At 59.3% G+C, this 23,813-nt stretch carries 10 protein-coding genes; 5 read left to right on the top strand and 5 right to left on the bottom strand.

The annotated features are described in order from the left end of the window. Positions 1–8: 8 nt before the first annotated feature. Genes JN403_RS22615 through JN403_RS22600 form a run of 4 tightly spaced genes read right to left on the bottom strand, consistent with a single transcriptional unit; the run spans position 9 to position 3,465 of the window. A complete protein-coding gene (locus tag JN403_RS22615) occupies positions 9–1,076 on the bottom strand; it encodes a VWA domain-containing protein (RefSeq protein WP_205484398.1) in 1,068 nt (355 codons plus the stop codon). Further along, positions 1,069–1,560: a DUF4381 domain-containing protein gene (locus JN403_RS22610; protein WP_122624726.1), complete on the bottom strand. Its 492-nt coding sequence runs from the start codon at positions 1,558–1,560 to the stop codon at positions 1,069–1,071. The genes JN403_RS22615 and JN403_RS22610 overlap by 8 nt, the downstream gene beginning before the upstream one ends. After that, positions 1,557–2,501, bottom strand: a complete 945-nt coding sequence (locus JN403_RS22605) for a DUF58 domain-containing protein (RefSeq protein WP_205484396.1) — start codon at positions 2,499–2,501, stop codon at positions 1,557–1,559. The genes JN403_RS22610 and JN403_RS22605 overlap by 4 nt, the downstream gene beginning before the upstream one ends. A 4-nt stretch (positions 2,502–2,505) precedes the next feature. Next, positions 2,506–3,465: a MoxR family ATPase gene (locus JN403_RS22600; protein WP_037013687.1), complete on the bottom strand. Its 960-nt coding sequence runs from the start codon at positions 3,463–3,465 to the stop codon at positions 2,506–2,508. A 405-nt stretch (positions 3,466–3,870) separates the two neighbouring features. Here JN403_RS22600 and JN403_RS22595 point away from each other — a divergent pair, with 405 nt between their 5' ends. The 4 genes from JN403_RS22595 to JN403_RS22580 all read left to right on the top strand — a co-directional run bounded on the left by JN403_RS22595 (position 3,871) and on the right by JN403_RS22580 (position 17,675). Beyond that, positions 3,871–7,506 carry a Tc toxin subunit A gene (locus JN403_RS22595; RefSeq protein ID WP_205484394.1) on the top strand — a complete coding sequence of 1,212 codons (3,636 nt, stop codon included), beginning with the start codon at positions 3,871–3,873 and terminating at the stop codon, positions 7,504–7,506. Continuing rightward, positions 7,488–8,870, top strand: a complete 1,383-nt coding sequence (locus JN403_RS22590) for an Ig-like domain-containing protein (RefSeq protein ID WP_205484391.1) — start codon at positions 7,488–7,490, stop codon at positions 8,868–8,870. Before JN403_RS22595 ends, JN403_RS22590 begins: the two co-directional genes overlap by 19 nt. 6 nt (positions 8,871–8,876) lie before the next feature. Then, entirely contained in the window at positions 8,877–13,031 is a 4,155-nt protein-coding gene (locus tag JN403_RS22585; RefSeq protein WP_205484389.1) for a neuraminidase-like domain-containing protein, read from the top strand. A gap of 87 nt (positions 13,032–13,118) precedes the next feature. Further along, entirely contained in the window at positions 13,119–17,675 is a 4,557-nt protein-coding gene (locus tag JN403_RS22580; protein WP_205484387.1) for a neuraminidase-like domain-containing protein, read from the top strand. On the opposite strand, the gene JN403_RS22575 is transcribed toward JN403_RS22580, so the two are convergent. Further along, positions 17,659–18,018, bottom strand: a complete 360-nt coding sequence (locus JN403_RS22575) for a hypothetical protein (RefSeq protein ID WP_205484386.1) — start codon at positions 18,016–18,018, stop codon at positions 17,659–17,661. The genes JN403_RS22580 and JN403_RS22575 overlap by 17 nt on opposite strands. A 439-nt stretch (positions 18,019–18,457) precedes the next feature. Between JN403_RS22575 and JN403_RS22570 the strand changes: the two genes are divergently transcribed. Further along, a complete protein-coding gene (locus JN403_RS22570) occupies positions 18,458–23,314 on the top strand; it encodes an NAD-glutamate dehydrogenase (protein WP_205484384.1) in 4,857 nt (1,618 codons plus the stop codon). Positions 23,315–23,813: the final 499 nt, after the last annotated feature.

Here is a 23,813-nt window from a genome sequence, read left to right as displayed (position 1 = left end):
GAACTCGATCATGGGCGCCTCGTCAGGCGCTTCAAGTGCTGAATCCACTGCGTGCGCCGAACGAACGTCGGCCGGCGCGCGAAGAAGTGATAAACCGGGTTGTTCGGCCAACGCTCCTGAACCACCAGCAGCAGGCTCAACAATAGGGCCATCGTCAGCGGTACGTGATAAAGCGCCCGGGCCGGACGTGCCTGGGTGGGTTGTTGCGCGACAGGCTCCAGCCGGTCCAGCGCCTTGCCGATGCTGGCGAGTTCGGCGCCGTTGCGCGCACGGAAATACTGCCCACCGCTGACCGCGGCGATTTCCCGCAGCGCAGGCTCGTCCAGATCCAGGCTCGGGTTGAGGCCGAGAATGCTGGTGGCGCCTTTGTCAGGGTCGGCGCCGATGCCGATCGGGTAGATTTTCACGCCTTCGCTGGCGGCCAGGCGCGCGGCCGTTCTTGGGTCGATCTGGCCCGCATTGTTGGCGCCGTCGGTGACCAGAATCAGCACGCGGCTCTCGGCCGGGCGCTGGCGCAGACGCTTTAAAGCCAGGCCGATCGCGTCGCCGATGGCGGTGTTCTTGCCGGCGATGCCGATGCGCGCTTCGTCCAGCCAGACGCGCACGGTCTTGCGGTCGAAGGTCAGCGGCGCCTGCAGGTACGCTTGGCTGCCGAACAGAATCAGGCCGATGCGATCGCCCTGACGGTGCTCAAGAAAGTCCCCTAGCAGGGTTTTCACCAAGGTCAGCCGGCTGACCTCGTCGTTTTTCCAGACCATGTCCGGGTAATCCATCGAGCCCGACACATCCACCGCCACCAGCAGATCGCGCCCGCTGGCGGCAACCGGCAACGGCTCGCCCAGCCACTGCGGGCGGGCGGCAGCGACCAGCAGCAGGAGCCAGACGGTAATGAACGGCAACTGACGCCGCCAGCCCGGCAAACGGGTTCGGGCGCGGCGACCGGCGAGGCCTTCGAGCTCGGGGAGAAAGCTGATTTTCAACGCCGCTTCGCCGCTGTCTGCGGCGGGCAGCACGAAGCGCATCAGCCACGGCAGCGGGAGCAGGGCGAAAAGCCACGGCCAGGCGAATTCAAACATGCTTGCGAATCCAGGTCTCGACCGACTGGGTCAGGCCGTTGATGGCCTTGTCGTCGAGCTTGCATTCCGGTTTGTAGGCACCCTCGACGAGGATCATCCAGCGCGTCAGGCCGGCGGCCGGGCAGCGGTTGTCGAGAAACGCCAGCCATTTGCGGCCGTTGAGGGTGTGGCTCTGGCTGTAGGGGTAGTGATTGCGGCACAGGCGCTTGAGCAGGCCATTGATCTGTTGCAGCCAGGCACCGGCCGGGGCGCCGTCGTAGGGTTTGGGCATCTGCGCGAGTTCGACCAGCGCGGCCTGGCGCAGCGGGTCCAATGGCTCGACGGTTTCGCGGCTGGCCTTTTTCGGCAGCAGCGTGCGCGCGCGCCAGAGTCCGTAGCCCAGCGCCGGCAGCAGGATCAGCAACAGCCACCAGCCCGGCGCGGGCGGCCAGAACCCGACCGGCTCCGGCAGGATCAGCGGTTGCAGCTGGTCCAGCGCACTCATGGCTGTTTCACCGGACGCTGGCCGTTGAGGTATTCGCGCAGTTGCTCGACCATTTCCCGCTGGGTGCTCAGCGGCATCATCAGCACGCGCAGCTTTTGCGCCAGCAGTTCCCAACGTGCCTGGCGGGCCTCGCCCTGGGCGCGGTAGCTCTGGCGCAGGTCGGCGTTCAGCGTGTCGAGTTCCAGGTGCGCGCCGCGATCAGCAAAGCGCAGCAGGCCGGCAGCGGGCAAGGCGTGATCCAGCGGATCGGACAGCGGCAGCAGCAACAGATCGCAGTGCCGTGACAGCAAGGTCAGTTGTTGTTCGGCCGAGTCGGACAGCGCGCGCTCATCGCACAGAATGATCGCCAGACTGCCCGGACGCATCACCTCCCGCGCACGACGCAGCGCCACGCCAAAGGTGTCGCGGTCAGCAGCGGCTTCGGTGTGCAGCGACTGATTGACCCGCACCAGCCGGTTCAGCAGTTGCAGCAGGCTTTGTTTGCTGCGTCGCGGTTTGATTTCGTAATGCTCGTTGTCACCAAACACCAGCCCGCCGACCCGGTCGTTGTGGCCCAGCGCTGCCCATCCCACCAACGCGGCGGCTTGGGCAGCGAGGACTGATTTGAACATTAGTCCGGACCCGAAAAACAGACGGCGGCTTTGCTCGACCATGATGAAAATCGGTCGCTCGCGTTCTTCGTGAAACAGTTTGGTGTGGGGCTCTTGCGTGCGGGCGGTGACGCGCCAGTCGATGGTCCTGACGTCGTCGCCGGCCTGATACACCCTGACCTGATCGAAGTCGACCCCGCGCCCGCGCAGCTTGGAGTGGTGCAGACCGATCAACGGGCTGCGCTGGCTGGGCGTTGAAAACAGCTGCACTTCCCGCACGCGATGACGCATTTCAATCAGCTCGGCGAGGCTGATGCGGATGCCCGGTTGGGAGATCAGATAGGGTTGCATGGGGTCAGGCGACGGCCACGACGTCGAGAATGCGCTGGATCACGCGGTCTTGATCGATGCCAGCCGCTTCTGCTTCAAACGACAGAATGATGCGGTGGCGCAACACGTCGAACACCATCGCCTGAATGTCTTCCGGGCTGACGAAATCCCGCCCAGCCAGCCAGGCGTGGGCCCGGGCGCAGCGGTCCAGGGAAATCGAGCCACGCGGGCTTGCGCCATAACCGATCCACTCGGCCAGCTCGGCATCGAACTTGGCCGGCGTGCGGGTCGCCATCACCAGCTGCACCAGGTATTCCTCAACGGCATCGGCCATGTACAGACCGAGGATTTCCTTGCGCGCGGCGAAAATCGCCTGCTGGCTGACCCTGCGCTCGGGCTTGGTCTCGCCGTTGAGCGCTTCGCCCCGGGCCTGCTGGAGAATCTTGCGTTCGACGGTGGCGTCCGGAAAACCGATCTTGACGTGCATGAGAAATCGATCGAGCTGCGCCTCGGGCAGCGGGTAGGTGCCTTCCTGCTCGATGGGGTTCTGCGTCGCCATCACCAGAAACAGCGGCGACAGGTCGTAAGTGCTGCGCCCGACGCTGACCTGACGCTCGGCCATGGCCTCCAGCAAGGCAGATTGCACCTTGGCCGGCGCGCGGTTGATTTCGTCGGCGAGCACCAGGTTGTGGAAGATAGGGCCTTGCTGGAACACGAAACTGCCGGTTTCCGGACGATAAATCTCGGTGCCGGTGATGTCGGCGGGCAGCAGGTCAGGGGTGAACTGGATGCGATGGAATTGCGCTTCGATGCCTTCGGCCAGCTCTTTGATCGCCTTGGTCTTGGCCAAGCCCGGGGCACCTTCGACCAGCATGTGGCCGTCGGCCAGCAGCGCGATCAGCAAGCGCTCAACCAGTTTCTCCTGCCCGAGAATCTGGGTGGAGAGAAAGGTCCGCAGCGCGATCAACGCTTCACGATGTTCCATCGATGACAGTTCCTGGCAGGAGAGGCAGCAGCGCCAAGTGGCGCCGAAGCTGGGGGCGTTACTTTAATCGATCCAAGGGCTGGCGACTAACGGCGAAGGGGGTTTTTGCAGGATTTTCAGGGAAGGGTGTCGCAAAGTGGAGAATTGGCTGAAGGATACGAATCCTCGCTCGGCTCGTCAGCGCCAACAGAACGTATTCTCAGAGCTGCCCGCACATTGCTCAGACTTTTTTACGGGTGCTTACCCTCTTTAGTCGCGGGTCGCGGGTCGCAGGCTGAAGCCTCTTGTATGACTACGCCGTTAGTCGGTTCTGCCCGGCGGATTGGCGTGGGTCTGCTTGACTTATCTTAAGGATCTTGTGCGGTGATCCGTTAATGGAAGCGTTATCTCAGGATGAGGACCGTCATGAAGAAGATCGTCAAGAATTCCGCCAAGTCCGTTTCGGCCCTGGATATGCTGCTGGGCAATACACGGCAGACCAAGGCTGGAATTTCTGCGCTGACCCAGCAGTTCAGTTCGGTTCTGAGCCTGGCCCAAGCCAATATTCCCCGCTTGATGAAGCAAAACCCGCAGATGCACATCACTGAAGCCCGCGATATCCATGCGCGTGCGCAGGCGATGTCTGTGGTGATTGCCCGACAGTTTCGCGAGCAACGTCTGACGGCCTCGGTGCGCCAGGCTAACCGCCCGCCGTCCGGAATCAAAGGTTTGGTGGAAGGCCCTACCTACACAGACATGTTCAACCCGGACTGGGCCAATCACTGTCCGCCGGATGCCATTGAAGCCACCACCTCGCCTGTTGCCTATCTGGCGGATCTGTATCGGTTCGCGCTGGAGTTGGAGGCCTCCGGTGATCAGAGCGCAATCATCAGCCTCGACGCGCGGCGGCCTGATCTGAAGGACCTGCTGCTCGACCACACCGCGCTCAACCGCGTAGAGCCGACCATCGTGTTGGTCAACGAGATTCTGGAGAGCTCGATCCGTGGTTATCTGGACGGCATCGCGCTGGAGGACAAGCCGGTCGACGATGCGCTACTGGAGGCGCGCTACCCCAATGCGCTGCCGTTCGAGCGCTACACCAGCCAGATCAACTACGCCCTCGGCCGCAAGAATTACACCCTGGGCGATGCCATACGCGCGGCGGACCCTGATTATCCGTACTTCAAGGAGCCCGGTGTGCATTCCTTGCTGTCAGACATCGCGCTGATTCAGGACACCGGGTTTGGTCCGGTGCAGCAGGGGTTGCTGCTCGAAGCACCGTATTTTCCTCAAGACGATGCCCCGGCACATCCGCTGAGTTCAAGCCGAGGCCGCATCGATCCGCGCACCCGCCTGTTGCGCGATGAAACCGACCTGGGCACCCCCACAACGTTTTATCTGGACAACTTTGGTGTGGGCGGTTTTACCGATTTGGAGGACACCCAGACGTTTTGCCTTCGCACCGGGCTTACCACCGAGGAACTTGAAGCCTTATTGTCCGTCGGTGCGTTCGCAACGACCCGTTCATCCAACGTCACTCAGGCCGCGGGGCAGGCGGTGGATGGCAGCCTGTCCGGTTCGGTCTACATCAACGCTGGCGCATCGCCGGCGATGGGCATTGAAACGCTGCCAGCGCAGGACGGCGGTCCAGGGCCAAGTCATCGCCTCACCGGTAGCTCGCCTGATCGATTTGATCGCATGAACCGAATGATCCGCTTATCGCGCTGGCTTGAGCTGCCATTTCATGAAGTGGACCTGCTGCTGGTGGCCTCGTTGCAAGCCGAGCAACAGGCATCCACTGTCACGCGCAGAGTCAAGGTAGGCGACTCGAACCCCTACCACATCACCCAGAACACACTGCGCTCGCTGGGCCTGTTTCAGATCGTGCGTAAACGCTTTGGCGCCACCGCCGAAGACTTTGCCGCGTTGCTGTACGGGTTGGGCACGTATGGACGGGGGAAGACCGCGTCGCAATTTGATCGGGTGTTTAACGGCCAGGCGTTGTTTGAAGTGCCGCTGATTCTCGACGACCAGCCGTTTTCGATCATCCCCGAGAACGAGGCTGAGCGGCAGAAGATCAATCACTTGTGCGCGGCGCTGGGGATGACCTACGAAGTGTTTCGCTATGTCGCCAAGGTGGTGCGACAGGCCTACGCCGGGCAGTCATTACGCTGGTCCCGCGAAGTGGTTTCAGCGTTTTATCGCCTGGTAAAACTGCCGCGTTATCTGGACCTCAATACTGTCGAAGCACTGGCGCTGCTGGAGTTGCTGGACGGCGGCGGCAGTCATCTGGTTTCCAAGCTGGCGGGCGTCACGCAGATCGCGACGTACTCTGCCTCGGCCAACACCGACACGTTGAGCGTGATGCACGCGCTGGTTGATTTCAGCGTCTGGCTTAAGGACAACAAATGGACCGTTACTCAATTGTGTCAGCTGGTGCTGCCTCCAGTGACTAGGCCCATTGCCACTGAAGCCGAACAAGGCTTGCTTGAGCAAATCCACTCTCGGCTGACGGAGGCACTGGTCACCGACAGCAGCTTCGCTCAAGTGGGGGCGCCGGAGGTGTCGGTGACGTCGCAGCCTGATGAGCAGGGTAAGAAATTTCATACCAGTGAGCCGATTGACTGGTTTGCCGAGTTAGAGACTTTCATCGATACGGGTAAAACCGCGGCCACTGCAAGGGGCCTGGTGAAAATTCTCAGTGGCGAGACAGAGGCAGAATTTGCAAACGCGTTGAGCGAGCAGGTTATAAGAGTCATAAAAGCCCATGGCCTCGCCGTTGAGGAGCTGCACCCGAAAATTACTAACATGATCATGCGTGCCCGAGGTGCGCAGGAAGCTCTGCTGATGGAGGATTTAGCCAGCTACTTGAATACCTCTGCGGACCTTGCAAAGGCGCTCTTGAGCTGGGCCCATGGTAGCCGTTATCAGTTGCTGAACGAGGTGCTCAGGGTCTACAGCCAGCCAGGTGATTCCACGGTAGACATCGGCGATGAGGTGTTGCTGGTGCTGGATGCATTAGTCAAACGCGCGGCTGTCAGCTCGCATCTGGAATTGAGCTCGGCATTGATCACACAACTGTTGGAACATCCGGCGTGGTTTGGCCTAAATGACGCCGAGCTATCACTGCAGCTGGTATTTTTTCTGACGCAATACGCCACAGCGCTGCGTTTGAGTGAGCAGAATGAAGAGACTGTGCTGGACTACTTCCGGTTGATCAACACTCTTTGGAAGGACGGGTTATCCGAAGGGGACAAACGTCTGATTCGCGAAAGCGCGGCGAATAAGCTGGCCGGTTTTTTGCGCTGGAGCGTCCGCGAGATATTGGCCATTGCCTTTCATGTTGAGCCCAAAGACGGCGTGATCGATACATTGCGCACATTCGATACGGCGGTCCGGATTTCGCGGTTCAGTGGCAACACCCGGATGGATGCCAAAGCCCACTTGGCGTTGCATGCGCTAGCACCTACCAGCGTAGCCGAGCAATATCGTGAGGCTGCAGAACTGGCGCTCAGTTGTCTGACCGAAACCTCCCAGGGGGTAGCCGACGAAGTCGGGCAGAGTTCCAACAGTGTCATTACAGTTACGCCTGATTATCTGGTTGCAAAACGCAGAGATACCGCCACTTACACCATTACTCTGCGCGACTTTATGAACAATCCCATCGCGCAAGCGACCGTTACATGGAGCAATCCTGAACTGGGCGAACTGGATCAGTTATCCGGCGTGACAGATGAAAACGGAATGAGCTCCGTAATCTTCACCAGTGGCGATGAGATGGGCGTCGTAAATGTTGTAGCGAATTATGGGCTCGATGACGTGCTCAAGGCGCCTTCGTTGAGAATTGACTGCGATGAAGGTACGTTGACTTTCATTGCGGGTGAGCGTTCGCCCGATTCAGCATTGTGCAACCTGCTGGAATCCATCCCGCACAGCGTCACTCTAGAGGACTATTACGGGAACAGGGGGTTGACCGAGCTGTTGAGTGGGCCACCTCGCTGGGTGCATTCAAGCGACCTCAAACATTCACCAATAGCGATGGTGTGGCGACGGCTGACTTGAGAAGTCTGCATCCGGGTTCTGCGATTGCAGTGGCGCGCTTCAGTAACGGCGAGGAATATCCGTTTAAATCGGTCGAGTTCTTAAGCATCCCATACTTTGAATATGTGCGATTCGTGAGCACGCTTATAGCGGGTATTGAGGTTGGAATAAATTGCCGTGTCGTAGAGTTGGATGGCACTCCCAAACAAGGAGTGACAGTCGACTGGAGTGCGGACGCTTCGGGCCTCTCAGGGCTGGAGAGCATTACTGGGGAGGACGGTATTGCGGTAAATCGTTTTTTACCGGAAGCGGCGGGCCAGGTGCAGTTAACGGTAACCGCGACCACAGACATGGGCGATTCAATCGGACCTAAAATTTCGCCAGTGACTAAGATTTATCAGCATGTGGTTATTTCTAAACAAGAGGCTACCAGTGAGCGGTATCTAGTTGGATTATCTAAGCCCATCGTTTTTTCAGTTTGGCTGGAAATTGAAAGCGAAGTTGCGCCGGGAATGCCGGTAGATTGGCTAATAGATGGGGCGAAAACAATAACTACGTACTCAGATAAATTAGGTCTGGCCAGTTTTAATTCGGATTTTGCAGCAGGAGACCATATAGTCATTGCGCGAATTTATGGCGGGCAAGAGTCGGCTGAGTTCTCGGTTGCTTCATTTACGAGGTGCGACTTTGTCGTGAGCCTTAAAGGGTTACAACATCCGGCAGAGTCCAGGCTATTATCGAGAGGCTCCTCCTACGTCCTCAATGTTAGAGTCGTCAATGAAGATGGTTTAGAAGACGAGGGCGTAAAATTCGCATTAAAGTCCACCGGTGTGGAACCAGCTCTGGAAGGCGTGATAATCGATGGTTTAGATGAGGATCTGGTTTCGATCTCGGGTGGCGTAGATATATTAATCGACGTCGAAGGTGGGTCGCGGGCGGATATTGGACTAATCTTGCAAGGAGACGCGATTACACCTCTGAGTCTGAATTATTATATAGGATCGATTTGCAGTTATGCCGGGATCATATTCTATCAGGGGCTGGCCATTGCGATTTGGCAACCGGCGTCAGACTCCCGGGTTTTCGGCACGATGCCCGACGCTCTTCATCCTACTGACGGTTCTGACGGTTCAGATCTTTTGGATGGCATCCTCTATACAGATTACTCATCAGTAGATGGTTGGACAAAGCGGACAACCATAGTCTTTGCACCATTCGGGCAGGCTATATGGGGCTCGCTCCTTGATTCTGTTGACAATGTTCCTTGGGTGGGTGGCGAATCGACGTCAAGCACGGGCTGTGTATCTGAAAATAGACATTTAGGGTTTCTTCCTGGTCACAGTGTTGTCCATGGTTATGATCAGGCGCGCTTGTTTCAAAGGTGAATAACCATGCTAACGACTCGTGTGAATCAATTAGCTCAACTACACCGCGACGCCCTCGTCGCCTACTACCTCGGCCAACTTGTCCCAAGTCCGGAATATCCTGCGCCCGAAAACATTATCACCCCGGAAGACCTCTACGAATACCTGCTGATCGACAATCAGGTCAGCGCCGAAGTAGACACCAGTCGTGTCGCGCAAGGCATTGCCAGCATTCAACAGCATGTGCATGCCATCTATAACGGCATGGAGCCGGGGTTCGGGGAGATTCCCGATCTCGCCGAGCACACTCGTACGCAGCAATTGTGGCGTGACGGCATGAGTGAATACAGCACCTGGGCGGGTTACCAGATGCTGGCCGACTATCCTGAAAATTATCTCGACCCGTCCTTGCGGCTGAGCAAGACGGAGGCGTTCAAGGCGCTGGAAGGGGATCTGGCGCAGGCGCGACTGACAACCGATACGGTGCAAAAAGCGCTGGGCAACTACCTGACGCTGTTTGAAGAAGTCAGCAACCTCAATACGGTGGCCTGTTACATCGATGGCGTGGATTTCTGTAAGTCCGACTATTACTTTATCGGCCGCCAGACAGTGGAGCCGTTCGCTTGTTATTGGCGCAAGGCAGCCATTGATCTTGATGGGAGCAGCCCGGTGGTGCCACCGTCCGCGTGGACTGAGTGGAAGAAGATCGAAACGCAAACGTCTGGAACAGTTACTCATGTCCGCCCGGTGGTGGTGGAGGGGCGTCTGCATGTGGTGTGGCTGGAACAACTACGAGAAGAGCTGGACGCAAATGAAAAGCCCAAGGCTGACAGTTTTATCTATCGACTGAACGTGAGTTACCTGCAAAGCAACGGGCAATGGAGTGCTGCAATCGCGTTGCGTGAATGCACGATGCCTTCGTTTGAAACACTCGAAGCGTCGGATTACATGCTGATAGCTACGTTTGATAACCGCTCTCATGCGGATCCCAGACTCATCATCGGCTTTTTAAAACGACACGTTACTCTGGTGGAAGGCCACGCATTTGTGCTCGTGAAAGATAAGTACTGGCAGTCCGTCACGCCGACTTCGGCGTCCATGACCTCAGCCCTTACCGCGCTGGTGAAGCAGTTGGGTGGCGATCGCGGGCGCGCACAGGTTCCGATGGAAGGTGCCGACGCTGACGGGAAAGTGTGGACCCTGGACCGCGTGGACTTGAATCCGAGCGGTGACAACGATCCTGGCGTCTTGAGTTCGTTTCTCGATCTCAATGTACGCATCAAAGTGATTGACCAGGTTTGCAAAATTGAGTCCATCGGCGTGTGCAGCAAGCCGCTGTATGAGGACGCTGAAGGGATCACTCCCCTACGTCGCAACTTCGGAATCTGGAAAAGCGTGCCAGACGCCGATCATGCTCTTGTGCTCAATGGCTCGGCCAGAACGACTGCGCAAGTTGATCCATGGAGCGGCGAGTTGACGTATCCGATGCGCTTCGGCATGAAAAAAGAGGCGGGCAGCCTGGGCTACAACGAATTCACCATCACCCGCAAAGAACGTTCCGATGCGATGCCCACTATCGTCACCGCCGCCGATGGCAGCCAGTTCATCGATCTGGAATGCCTGTTGGTGCCGTCTCTGCGTTACGTGCGGCTCAACACCGCCTTCGCCGGTGAGCTGGTGCGCAGGGCTGAGATCTCTGTGGAGGCGGCGCTGGGCTGGGAGGCACAGCACATGCTCGAAGGCGCTGCACCGGGCAAGCAGCCCCAGCCCGTCGATTTCAATGGCGCCAACGGGCGGTACTTCTGGGAATTGTTCTTTCACCTTCCACACCTGGTCGCGACGCGTTTGCATCAGTCGTTCGACTACGCGGGCGCTGAACAATGGCTGCATTATCTGTTCAATCCACAGGCGCGGGTGGCGCCGTTGCATCCCGCTCCTGCGCTTGTGGACTGGCTGCCCTACTGGACCAGCCGACCGTTGGCGTTCGCCGATGACCCGTCGCGCGACACCGCCGCGCCACGGGACCCGGACACCATCGCGTATGGCGCGCCTTCACACTATCGCAAAGCCATTTTCATGCTCTATGTGGACAACCTCATTGCCTGGGGCGACTCGCTTTACCGGCAGGTGACGCGCGACACCTTGACCGAAGCCCAGCTGCATTATGTCCGTGCACTGTCGCTGCTCGGGCCTCTGTCCAAGGGCCGCAGCATCAGCCAATGGGCGCCGCAAACCCTGGCTCAAGCCGCCCGTCATGAGGATGACGCCTTGGCAGCTTTCGAGGTATCAACCGCCGCGTCCCCCGAACACGTGACTTGCGCGTCTCTGGGTGCCGGATCCTGGCTCCGGCTGATCGACGCTCCGTGGTTTCGCCTGCCGGTCAATACCCGCCTGCTGGACGTATGGGACCAGCTGGACACGCGTCTCTACAACCTGCGCAACAACCTGACGCTGGATGGCCGGCCGATGAAGTTGGCGTTGTATGAGGCCCCGGCCAACCCGCGGGACCTTCTGCGTGCTCAACTGGCAGGCAGCAGCGCCGCCGTCCGGCGTCTGGGTGCACTGGCGATCATTGCGCCTTACCGCTTTTCAGCGATGCTGATGCGTGCGCGGTCGGCGGTGGACACGCTTATGGCGTTTGGCAATCAACTGCAGGCGCATATGGAAAACCGCGACCGCGCCGAACAGCAGAGCCTCCAACAGGCTCATCTGCTGGAGCTGACACAGTTCGTGGAAACCTTCGACACTCAGGCCATCGAGCAGGCGGAATTTAATCTGGCAGCGTTGAAGTCGCGCCGTGAGCAACTGCACGCCAAAGTCGCGTCCTACGACAAATGGCTGGAAGAGGATGTCAGCGATGCGGAGCTGGCGGCGGAACAGATGCTCGCCGGAGCCAGTGCCTCACGGATGGTAGCGGCCGGGTTGCGCTCAGCCGGCAGCGCGTTGAGCGCGCTTCCCAACACCATCACCTTGATATGCGCCCCGGTGCCTATCCCCGTACCGGGTGGATGGACGTGGGGAGGGCCGCCCTGGGCGGCGGCTTCACTGCTAGAGGGTGCGGCCATCTATTTTTCGGACAGTGCCGAAGCGCAGATGCGTGCCGATGCCCGTGAGCGGCGGCGCACCGAGTGGGCGTTCCTCAAGGACGAGGCGCAAAAGCAGGTCGAGGCGCTCGCCCTGCAGGATGAGCTGCAGCAGATGTTGATTCGTTCAGCACAACTGAAACGCGATCGCTCTCGCAAATCCAGTGAAGCGGCGCAGGCGCTGTATGCATTTATCCAGAACCGCGCCACCAATGCTGCCCTGTATCAGTGGTTGGGCGGGCAGATGGCCACGCTTTATTTTCAGGCCTACGACGCCGTGTTTTCGCTGTGCCTGGCCACCGAAGCATGCTGGCAGTACGAGATCGGAGATGATGACACGCGCTTCATACCGGTCAATGCGTGGCAGGACAACCGCCACGGGCTTACGGCAGGAGAAAGCCTGGGGCTGGGGCTGATGCAAATGGAGTCGGCCTTCCTTGTGCGCAATGAACGGTCCCTTGACCTGGCAAAAACCGTATCGCTAAGACGCTTGCTGGCCGACTACCAAACTGACGGAAACGAGGCAGGCTGGCCTTCCGTGATCGCCCAGTTGCGTACGTCCGGCACCCTTGATTTTGCCTTGAAGCCATCGCTGTTCGACCGGGATTATCCGGGCCACTACTTGCGTCGACTGGGACAGGTAACGCTGTCGCTGCCCGGCGTGCTGGGGCCGTTCGAGAACGCCCGGGCGGTGCTCGGACAACTCACTAACAGCTACTTGCTGAAGGCTGATCCGGGTGGTTGCAAACACATGTATCAGCAGGCCAATGAGTTGCCGGGCGAGCACGATGACGTCAATCCCAGGTTTGTCATCGCCAATCCCAGATCAGGGCAGCAGATCGCGATCTCAGGTGATACCGAAGACAGCGGTCTGCATACGCCCCTGGCGGGCGATGAGCGTTACCTGCCCTTTGAGGGGACTGGCGCAGTATCGAGCTGGACGCTGACATTTGCGCGACACGAATGTGGCTCGCAGCAACGGATGTTCGATGAGTTGCAGGACATCATCATCCACCTGCGCTATCGCGCTATGGACGGTGGGAAAGTGTTTGCCGAACAGGTCAAGGCGCTGCTGCCACCCCTGACCAGCGTCGGTTAGCGGCGACGCTGGCCGCCAGCCTTCAACAGGATCGTGCCGCTCTGGCGGCGCGGCGTACGCACATCAACGGATGATGAGGGCAAGGCCATGAGCCAGGCAATTATTGGGGTTCTGGAAGAACAACGACGGGATGCTTTGGTCGCCTACTATTTGGGCCAGCTCGCTCCCCAGGGAAACGCGGCGTTGAGTCCGGCGCTGACCCAAGACGATCTCTACGAGTATCTGCTGATCGACAATCAGGTCACCGGGCAGGTGGACACCAGTCGAGTGGCGCAGAGCATTGCCAGCGTCCAGCAACATATTCACGCCATCTACAATGGCATGGAGCCAGGCTACGCCAACGCATCCCGCGAATCGCTGACGCTCTGGCGCGAGGGCATGTCGCAGTACAGCGTGTGGGCGGGCTACCAGATGCTTGCGGATTACCCCGAAAACTATCTTGACCCGACGCTGCGACTCGACAAGACGAGCATGTTCGAGACTTTTGAGTCAGAAATCGCCCAGGCCCGGTTGTCTCGGGATTCGGTTCAAAGCGCGTTGGGCAACTACCTGCAGGCATTCGAGGTGATCAGCAATCTGCAGATCACCGGTTGTTATGTGGACAGCACGAAGTTCGTGGATGCCGATTACTATTTTATCGGACGGCAAAGCATCGAGCCGTTTGGGTTCTATTGGCGCAAGGCGCATTTATATCCGGGAGACGATGCAACCAAACCGACCATGGCAGGCTGGACACAGTGGTTGCCGATTGACTCGGTCTCGGGTGCACATATAAAACATTGTCGGCCGGTTGTGATGGATGGGCGGTTATATGCGGTCTGGGCTGAGTCCGGGAAAGCGGTATATGACGATGCCGGGGCTACCACCGGTGAGTTCGAATATCATCTGAAGCTGGCATATCGAAGGCTTGATAATGGCTGGAGTGTGCCAATTCTTCTTCAGTCGGGTGTGGCGCCGGATGAATTGCTCGCCAACGAGGTGAGTGCCGAGGGTGTTGTTACAAAAGGCTATCGACTCGGTGTTGGCACTGACCGGGCCGCTGATGGTGGTCGGCTGTTAGCGGTACACTTTGTCTCACAAGGATTCGAGCCTGATATCAACACTTACCTCGTGCGCGACAGTCTTTTAAACCCTATCAACCTTGATGTCTCCGGGAGCATGGGTGCAATGCTTGGCGCAGACAACCGTCGGGTTCAGTTCGCCTTCGACGATGTGGCCAGCGAGTATACGATTGCGCCGATAACGTGGGATCAAACAAGCGAGGGAACGGTACTCGGGAAAGGAGAGTTGGCGGTCAATCAATACCTGACACTTCACGTCGATTGGAAAAACAATGCCGGGACCCTTCAAGGGTTCTGCAATAAGGCAGTCAATGTAAAGCGGGGCAGTGATTTTATTTATAGTAAAGCCATCGACTACAGTCAGCGGTATGGATTTCATGTGGACGTCATCTCAGGTATCGGCGATTTAACCTTCAGCGTGATCAGGTTTATCGACAAGGACTTGGTATTTCCTCCTATAAGCGCATCACTCGTTTGTGCTGGACAAGAGCTCTGTACCGTTAATGAGGCCGACTTTGCGGACTACGGCGACGGTTATTTCACCTACATGCGGGCAGAGAAAGTTATTGAGTTTGATCAAGAGGCGTTTGAATTGACGGGCAGTGACGGTGAGTTCATCGTCCGCATAAGCGATAGCATGGACTGGCCACTGGATTGTGCTCAATACAAGCCTAATTACCAACCGGCGGAGATGGAGTGGGTTATCCGCCGCTTCGATCCCATTGCACCGGTAGGAAGTGGAACATTAATTTTAAATGGCGCTGCCAGGACGCCCCTGATCGAGCACAGTTGGGCGACGGGTTTTGACCATAATCGTGTGTATCAGTGGGGTGAAAAACTGGGTGATGACGTGAAGTTCGGCGCAAACGCATTCAAGGTGGAGCTGGTGCCGGTATCCACCCCCGCTCCACTGATCATGACAACCCCAGCCGGCGCGCATTACCTTGATCTCAGCCCCATTGGCATCGATGCCAGCGCCGCTTCCATCCGCCTCAACACCCTTTTCGCAAAGGAACTGTCGCACAAGGCTGCTTTCTCGCTGGAAAGTGCCTTGTCCTGGGAAACCCAGCACACCGTAGAACCTGAATTACCCGGCCAGACCGCGCCGGTTTACCTGGACTTCGATGGCGCCAATGGCCTTTATTTCTGGGAGATTTTCTTTCACGTCTCGCACTTGGTCGCCTGGCGCTTACAGCAGGAGTTCGACTACTCAGAAGCGCAGGCCTGGCTGGAGCGCCTGTTCAATCCGCAAATGCGCGTTGCTCCCCTTTACCCGCCGCCTTCAACGACAGATTGGTTGCCTTACTGGAGTTGCCGTCCGCTGGGCCTGCCTGATCGCTTCAACACCGAGCTGGAAGGTTTGGGCAATCCTGACGCCATCGCGCGAGGGGCGCCGTCGCACTACCGCAAAGCGATATTCATGCTCTACGTGAACAACCTCATGACCTGGGGCGACATGCTGTATCGCCAGGTCACCCGCGACACCCTCAACGAGGCCAAGCTGCTGTACGTTCGGGCAGGCTCCCTGTTAGGCCCGTTGTCGAAGGGCCGCAGTATCAGCCGCTGGACGCCGGCGACCCTGTCTGCTGTGCTGGAACCGGAGAAGCGTTCCTTTGCCTTGCTCGAGTCATCCATGCTCCACAAGCTGCGCGACTTGATCCCGCTGCGCGACGACGGCGCACCCTGGCTGCGTCTGCTTGATCTCCCGGCCTTCCGACTGCCGGTCAACAGCCTGTTGCTGGACCTGTGGAGCCAGCTGGAGCAACGGCTGTTCAACCTGCGCCACAACCTGACGCTGGACGGCAAGCCGATGCAACTGGCGCTGTACGAAGCCCCGGCCAATCCGCTGGACCTGCTGCGTGCGCAGTTGAGCGGCTCGAGCCTGAGCCAGCGGCGCCTGGGCTCGCTGGCAATCATCCCGCCGTATCGTTTTCGCGCCATGCTGCCACGCACCCAATACGCGGTGGAAATGTTGATCCGTTTTGCCCAGGTAGTGCTCAACCACATGGAATCCCGGGACCGCGCCGAGCAGGATGAGCTGCAGCAAGGGCAGATCGTCGATGATCTGGCGACCTTTGCCGAGCGGCTACAACAAAATGCCATCGATGAGGCCGGCAAAAGCCGCGACGCGTTGCAAGCAAGTCGTCGCGGTGTCGCCGCGCGCAAAGAGTATTACGACGCGTTAGTGCGCAAGGATGTCAGCGCGCTGGAAAAATCTGCCCATGGCAAGCGTATGGCTGCGATGGGCTCTACCGTTGCTGCCCGGGCGCTGGGTGCCGCTGGACACTTCGCCAACCTGGCACCTAACCTGTTCGGTGGTGCCACCGGTGGCATGCACTGGGGCGGCGCTGCTTTTGGCCCGGCGGAATTAGCCGAAAGTGCCGCTGCAGTATTGTCGGAGCTGGCCCAGGTACAACTGACCACTGACATGCAAAATCGCCGTCGTGACGAGTGGCAGTTCATGGCCAAACAGGCCGAGTTCGAGCTGGAGATACTCGATCAGCAGATCCAGGCGCAGGACGTGAACCTGCAGTCGGCCATAACCAGCCTGGAACAGGCCACCAAAGCGCGGGAACAGGCGCAAGCGATGTACGCCTTCATCAAAGGGCGGGCCTGCGGCGCTGGGCTGTATCAATGGTTGTTGAGCCAAATGTCGACGCTGTATTTCCAGGCCTACGACGCCGTGCTCTCGATGTGCTTGAGCACCGAAGCCTGTTGGCAGTATGAAATCGGCGATCGCGATACGCGGTTTATCTCGACCACCGCCTGGGCTGATAACCGCTTCGGGTTGACAGCGGGCGAGTCCCTTAAATTGGGCTTGCTGCAGATGGAGTCGGCGTATCTGAGTCGTCATGAGCGGCGCCTTGAACTGACAAAAACCGTGTCGCTCAAAGCGCTATTGCAGGATTACGATCCAGGCGCTGCTTTCTCGTCGCAGACCGCTGCCACGGGTTGGGACGCGGTGGTCGAGACACTGCGGGCCGAAGGTGAAATCAATTTTCAGCTCAAGTCCTCGACATTCGACAAGGATTACCCCGGCCATTACTTGCGCCAACTGGTGCGGGTGTCGGTGTCATTGCCAGTCGTGCTCCAACCCTATCAGGACATTCATGCAACGCTGAGCCAGCAGTCCAGTAGCTACCTGTTGAAGCCGCAGATTGGCAATGTGAAATACCTTTATCAACAGGCTGGGGAGCTGGCAGAAGGCGACGAAGATATTCGTCAGGACCAGATCGTCTTCAACCCACGATCCAATCAGCAGATTGGTCTTTCCAGCGGTGTTGATGACCACGGCATGGCGACGCTGGACTTTGGCGATGAGCGTTATTTCCCGTTTGAAGGCACGGGCGCCATCTCTAGCTGGACGCTGAGTTTCCCCAACCATGAATCCGAGAGTCAGCAGGCTATGCTTGCGACGCTGACCGACGTCATCTTGCATGTGCGATACATGGCGCTCGACGGCGGAAAAGCGTTCAGTGAAGAGGTCGAGGCGTTGGTGGCGTCGGTCGAAGAAGGGAGGCCAGTCGTCGCTCACCGCCGGGTGTACTCCACGACCGGGTCACTCACTAGCGGATTTCGCTGATGTATGCCCCTACATCCTTGAGGATGATTCGCAACGTTGCATCCAGATCGGCCAGCTCACTGGCCGGCGTGCTGTGCAGGATTTCGTAGGACGTATCTCCGCCCAGATGGATGGCGTCCCCTGCGTCAATCTCCAAGATCAGGCGGGTGGCGCTGAAGGTCACGATGATCTGCTCGTCGACGTGAATGGTGTCGTCGCGGAAGGTGATGTCGACTTCGTCCTCGTCCGGAAAGCGCGCCAGCATGAACAGGTCGCCGTTTGACCCATGGCAACACGCCAGCGCCATGTCATCTTCTTCCTCGTCACAGGGGTTGTAGATGAAGCTGTCGGTGGTCATGAGCATGGGAATGTTCCTTGAGAGCGTCTGGGGGTGAGCGGGATTTTGCCAGTGTTCGCGCACATTTGCCCACTCACTCGTACCAGGCCCGGGTTGTCATCTCAGCCAGGCGGCGCCTTCGCCGCTTTCGCAACATCCCGTAGCAACCCGATGTCCGAATATGTCGCAGCACCGCAAGCAGGCGCGCGGCTGGTCTCGTTAAGCTGCGTAGCAGATGAAACGCTGTACAGCCGAGCCTGCCTGGGCGACGGTGTACACGGTTCATTCGGGTCGGCCAGATGTGACGGCGCACACACGACAAGCGTTAGTACTTAAGCAAAGCGCTACGCTTTGCCCGTAGTCACGTTTTCCTGACTATCCTCGTGCAGCGGTAAACGCGACACTCGACCCGGCACCACGCATCTCTCCTAAGACCGTATATAAAAGCCCAAGCGGAGTACCAAAGATGGCGTTCTTCACCGCAGCCAGCAAGTCCGACTTCCAGCACCAACTGCAAGCGGCACTGGCCCAGCACATCAGTGAACAGGCACTGCCACAAGTGGCGCTGTTCGCTGAGCAGTTCTTCGGCATCATTTCCCTGGACGAGCTGACCCAGCGTCGGCTCTCCGATCTGGCAGGCTGTACCCTTTCTGCCTGGCGTTTGCTTGAGCGCTTTGAACATTCCAGCCCGCAAGTGCGGGTCTACAACCCCGATTACGAGCGCCACGGCTGGCAGTCGACCCACACCGCCGTCGAAGTGCTGCACCACGACCTGCCGTTTCTAGTGGACTCGGTGCGCACCGAGCTCAACCGCCGCGGCTACAGCATCCACACCTTGCAAACCACCGTACTGAGTGTGCGACGCGATGCCCGTGGTCAACTGGTCGAACTGCTGCCCAAAGGCACCAGCGGCGAAGATGTGCTGCAAGAATCGTTGATGTACCTGGAGATCGACCGTTGCGCCAATGCTGCGGAGCTGAACGTGCTGGCCCGCGAACTGGAGCAGGTGCTGGGGGAAGTCCGCGTCGCGGTGGAAGACTTCGAGCCGATGAAAGCCAAGCTCCACGAGCTGCTGGCCGGCATCGACGCCACCGAGTACAACATTGACCCCGAGGAGAAATCCGAGGTCAAGGTGTTCCTCGAATGGCTGGTGAACAACCACTTCACCTTCCTCGGTTACGAAGAATTCACCGTCAGTGACGAAGGCGAGGGCGGTCAGCTCCAGTACGACCCGTCGTCCTTCCTAGGCCTGACCAAACTGCTGCGCGCTGGGCTCACCGCCGATGACTTGCACATCGAAGGTTATGCAGTGAAGTACCTGCAGGAGCCGACCCTGTTGTCGTTCGCCAAGGCCGCGCACCCAAGCCGCGTGCATCGCCCGGCGTATCCGGACTACGTGTCGATCCGCCAGATCGACGCCGACGGCAAGGTCATCAAGGAGTCTCGCTTCATGGGCCTGTACACCTCGTCGGTGTACGGCGAAAGCGTGCGCGCCATTCCCTACATCCGCCGCAAGGTCGCCGAAGTCGAGCGCCGTTCCGGGTTCGACGCCAAGGCGCACCTGGGCAAGGAACTGGCGCAAGTGGTTGAAGTGCTGCCGCGCGACGACCTGTTCCAGACCCCGGTGGACGAGTTGTTTACCACCGTCATGTCGATCGTGCAGATCCAGGAGCGCAACAAGATTCGCGTGTTCCTGCGCAAAGACCCGTACGGTCGTTTCTGCTACTGCCTGGCCTATGTGCCGCGCGACGTGTACTCCACCGAAGTCCGTCAGAAGATCCAGCAAGTGCTGATGGATCGCCTGAAAGCCACCGACTGCGAGTTCTGGACCTTCTTCTCCGAGTCGGTACTGGCGCGTGTGCAGCTGATCCTGCGGGTGGACCCGAAAGTCACCCTCGACATCGACCCGCAGCAGCTGGAAAACGAAGTCGTTCAGGCCTGCCGTTCGTGGAAAGACGACTACGCCAGTCTGGTCATCGAAAGCTTCGGCGAAGCCCAGGGCACCAATGTACTGGCCGACTTCCCGAAAGGTTTCCCGGCCGGCTACCGCGAGCGTTTCGCCGCGCACTCTGCCGTGGTCGACATGCAACACGTGCTGAGCCTGTCCGAAGCCAATCCGCTGGTGATGAGCTTCTATCAGCCGCTGTCGGGCGACAAGGCGCAGCTGCACTGCAAGCTGTACCACGCTGACACGCCGCTGGCGCTGTCCGACGTGCTGCCGATTCTTGAGAACCTCGGCCTGCGCGTGCTCGGCGAGTTCCCATATCGCCTGCGCCACACCAATGGCCGCGAATTCTGGATTCACGACTTTGCGTTCACTTACGGCGAAGGCCTGAAGCTGGACCTGCAACAGCTCAACGACACGTTGCAGGACGCCTTCGTCCATATCGTGCGGGGCGAAGCCGAAAACGACGCCTTCAACCGCCTGGTGCTGACGGCCGGTTTGCCGTGGCGCGATGTGGCGTTGCTGCGGGCCTACGCGCGGTACCTGAAACAGATCCGTCTGGGCTTCGACCTGGGTTACATCGCCAGCACGCTGAACAACCACGCCGACATCGCCCGCGAGCTGACGCGTCTGTTCAAGACCCGCTTCTACCTGGCGCGCAAGCTCAGCGGCGGCGACCTCGACGACATGCAGCAGCGTCTGGAACAGGCCATTCTGACCGCGCTGGACGGCGTGCAGGTGCTCAACGAAGACCGCATCCTGCGTCGCTACCTTGACCTGATCAAGGCGACCATGCGCACCAACTTCTACCAGAGCGACGCCAACGGCCAGAGCAAGAGCTACTTCAGCTTCAAGTTCAACCCGCGCCTGATCCCCGAGCTGCCGAAGCCGGTGCCGAAGTTCGAAATCTTCGTCTACTCGCCGCGCGTCGAAGGCGTACACCTGCGGTTCGGCAACGTAGCCCGTGGCGGCCTGCGCTGGTCCGATCGTGAAGAAGACTTCCGCACTGAAGTGCTGGGTCTGGTCAAAGCCCAGCAGGTGAAAAACTCGGTCATCGTGCCGGTCGGCGCCAAGGGCGGCTTCCTGCCCCGTCGTCTGCCGACCACCGGGACCCGCGACGAGATTCAGGCTGAAGCCATCGCCTGCTACCGCCTGTTCATTTCCGGTCTGCTGGACATCACCGACAACCTGAAAGAAGGCGCGCTGGTACCGCCGGCCAACGTCGTGCGTCACGACGACGATGACCCGTACCTGGTCGTGGCCGCCGACAAAGGCACCGCGACCTTCTCCGACATCGCCAACGGCATCGCTATCGATTACGGCTTCTGGCTCGGCGACGCCTTCGCTTCCGGCGGCTCGGCGGGTTACGACCACAAGAAAATGGGCATTACCGCCAAGGGCGCGTGGGTCGGCGTACAGCGCCACTTCCGCGAGCGCGGCATCAACGTGCAGCAGGACAGCATCAGCGTGATCGGCGTTGGCGACATGGCCGGTGACGTGTTCGGCAACGGCCTGTTGATGTCCGACAAGCTGCAACTGGTGGCGGCCTTCAACCACCTGCACATCTTCATCGACCCGAATCCGGACCCGGCGAGCAGCTTCGTCGAGCGTCAGCGTCTGTTCGACCTGCCGCGTTCGGCGTGGACCGATTACGACACCAGCCTGATGTCCGCAGGTGGCGGTATCTTCCCGCGCAGCGCGAAAAGCATCGCGATCACCCCGCAGATGAAAGCGCGCTTCGACATCACCGCTGACAAGCTGACCCCGACCGAACTGATGCACGCGCTGCTCAAGGCGCCGGTGGATCTGTTGTGGAACGGCGGCATCGGCACCTACGTCAAGGCCAGCACCGAATCCCATGCAGACGTCGGCGACAAAGCCAACGACGCGCTGCGCGTCAACGGCAATCAGCTGCGTTGCAAAGTGGTGGGCGAGGGCGGCAACCTCGGCATGACCCAACTGGGCCGTGTCGAGTTCGGCCTGATGGGCGGCGCTACCAACACCGACTTCATCGACAACGCCGGTGGCGTGGACTGCTCCGACCATGAAGTGAACATCAAGATCCTGCTGAACGAAGTGGTTCAGGCCGGCGACATGACCGAGAAGCAGCGCAACCTGCTGCTCGAAAGCATGACCGACGAAGTGGGCAATCTCGTCCTCGGCAACAACTACAAGCAGACCCAGGCTCTGTCCCTGGCGGAGCGCCGTGCCTACGAGCGCATCGCCGAGTACAAGCGCCTGATGAGCGACCTGGAAGCGCGGGGCAAGCTGGACCGCGCCATCGAGTTCCTGCCGGCGGAAGATCAGCTGGCCGAGCGCATTTCCGAGAAGAAGGGCCTGACCCGGGCCGAGCTGTCGGTGCTGATTTCCTACAGCAAGATCGACCTCAAGGAAGCGCTGCTGGAGTCCCGCGTTCCGGACGACGATTACCTGGCCCGCGACATGGAAACCGCGTTCCCGCCGTCGCTGGGCGCGAAGTTCTCCGAGTCGATGCGTCGTCACCGTTTGAAGCGCGAAATCGTCAGCACTCAGATCGCCAACGATCTGGTCAACCACATGGGCATCACGTTCGTGCAGCGACTCAAAGAGTCGACCGGCATGACGGCCGCCAACGTGGCCGGTGCTTACGTGATCGTGCGTGACATTTTCCACCTCCCGCACTGGTTCCGTCAGATCGAGGCGCTGGACTACAAGGTCCCGGCCGAGATTCAGCTGGCGTTGATGGATGAGCTGATGCGTCTGGGCCGTCGCGCGACGCGCTGGTTCCTGCGCAGCCGTCGCAACGAACTGGACGCGGCGCGTGACGTGGCGCACTTCGGTCCGCACATCGCGGCGCTGGGTCTGAAGCTGGACGAGTTGCTGGAAGGGCCGACCCGTGAGGTCTGGCAGACGCGATATCAGGAGTACGTGGCAGCCGGCGTGCCGGAGTTGCTGGCGCGGATGGTGGCGGGTACGAGTCATTTGTACACGCTGTTGCCGATCATCGAGGCGTCGGATGTGACCGGTCAGAATGCAGCGGACGTGGCGAAGGTGTATTTCGCGGTGGGCAGTTCGCTGGATGTGACGTGGTATCTGCAGCAGATCAGTGCGTTGCCGGTTGAAAACAATTGGCAGGCGCTGGCCCGTGAGGCGTTCCGCGATGATATCGATTGGCAGCAGCGGGCGATCACGGTGTCTGTGTTGCAGATGGCGAATGGTCCTGCGGACGTCGAGGAGCGTTTGAATCTGTGGCTGGAGCAGCATTTGCCGATGGTCGAGCGCTGGCGCGCGATGTTGGTGGAGTTGCGTGCAGCGAGTGGTCACGATTACGCGATGTATGCGGTCGCTAACCGTGAGTTGCTGGATCTGGCGATGAGTGGGCAGACGGCTGTGGTTTGAGGGTTTAGTCGTTTGTAATCGGAAGCCCCGCGTTGAGAGACGCGGGGCTTTTTTGTTTTTGCGTTGGGAGATCAAGGTCAAGGGCGTCTGCCTGGGGGCAGACTGTTTCGCCTTCGGCGAGTTACTTGGAAAAGCACCCCAAGTAACCAAGGGTGCTTGCTCCTGGCTAGGCCCGACTTCGTCGGGTTCCCTCACTTCGACGATGCTCCGTGGGCCCGCGCCGAACGGACATCCATGTCCTGACGGCGCTCTCGCCGCATCCATGCGGCTCGGCCCACTGCGCATCATCTACGTTCGGCCTGCGCCCAAGTCGCGTTTGGCGGTGTCTGGGCTTTTTGCGTATGAAGATCAAAAGCAAAGCAGATCAAAAGCTTCCCGGCTAACGCCGGTCCCACAGGGTGTACGCGGTGTGCTTTTTAGTGGGACCGGCTTTAGCCGGGAAGGGGCCAGTGTGGACGGTGGCAGGTTTGCTGGCCGAACAACCTACCTGTGGGAGCGA

It is taken from the genome of Pseudomonas sp. 15A4 (assembly GCF_016925575.1).
Classification (GTDB): Bacteria; Pseudomonadota; Gammaproteobacteria; order Pseudomonadales; family Pseudomonadaceae; genus Aquipseudomonas.
This window is presented reverse-complemented; position numbering and strand designations above follow the sequence as displayed.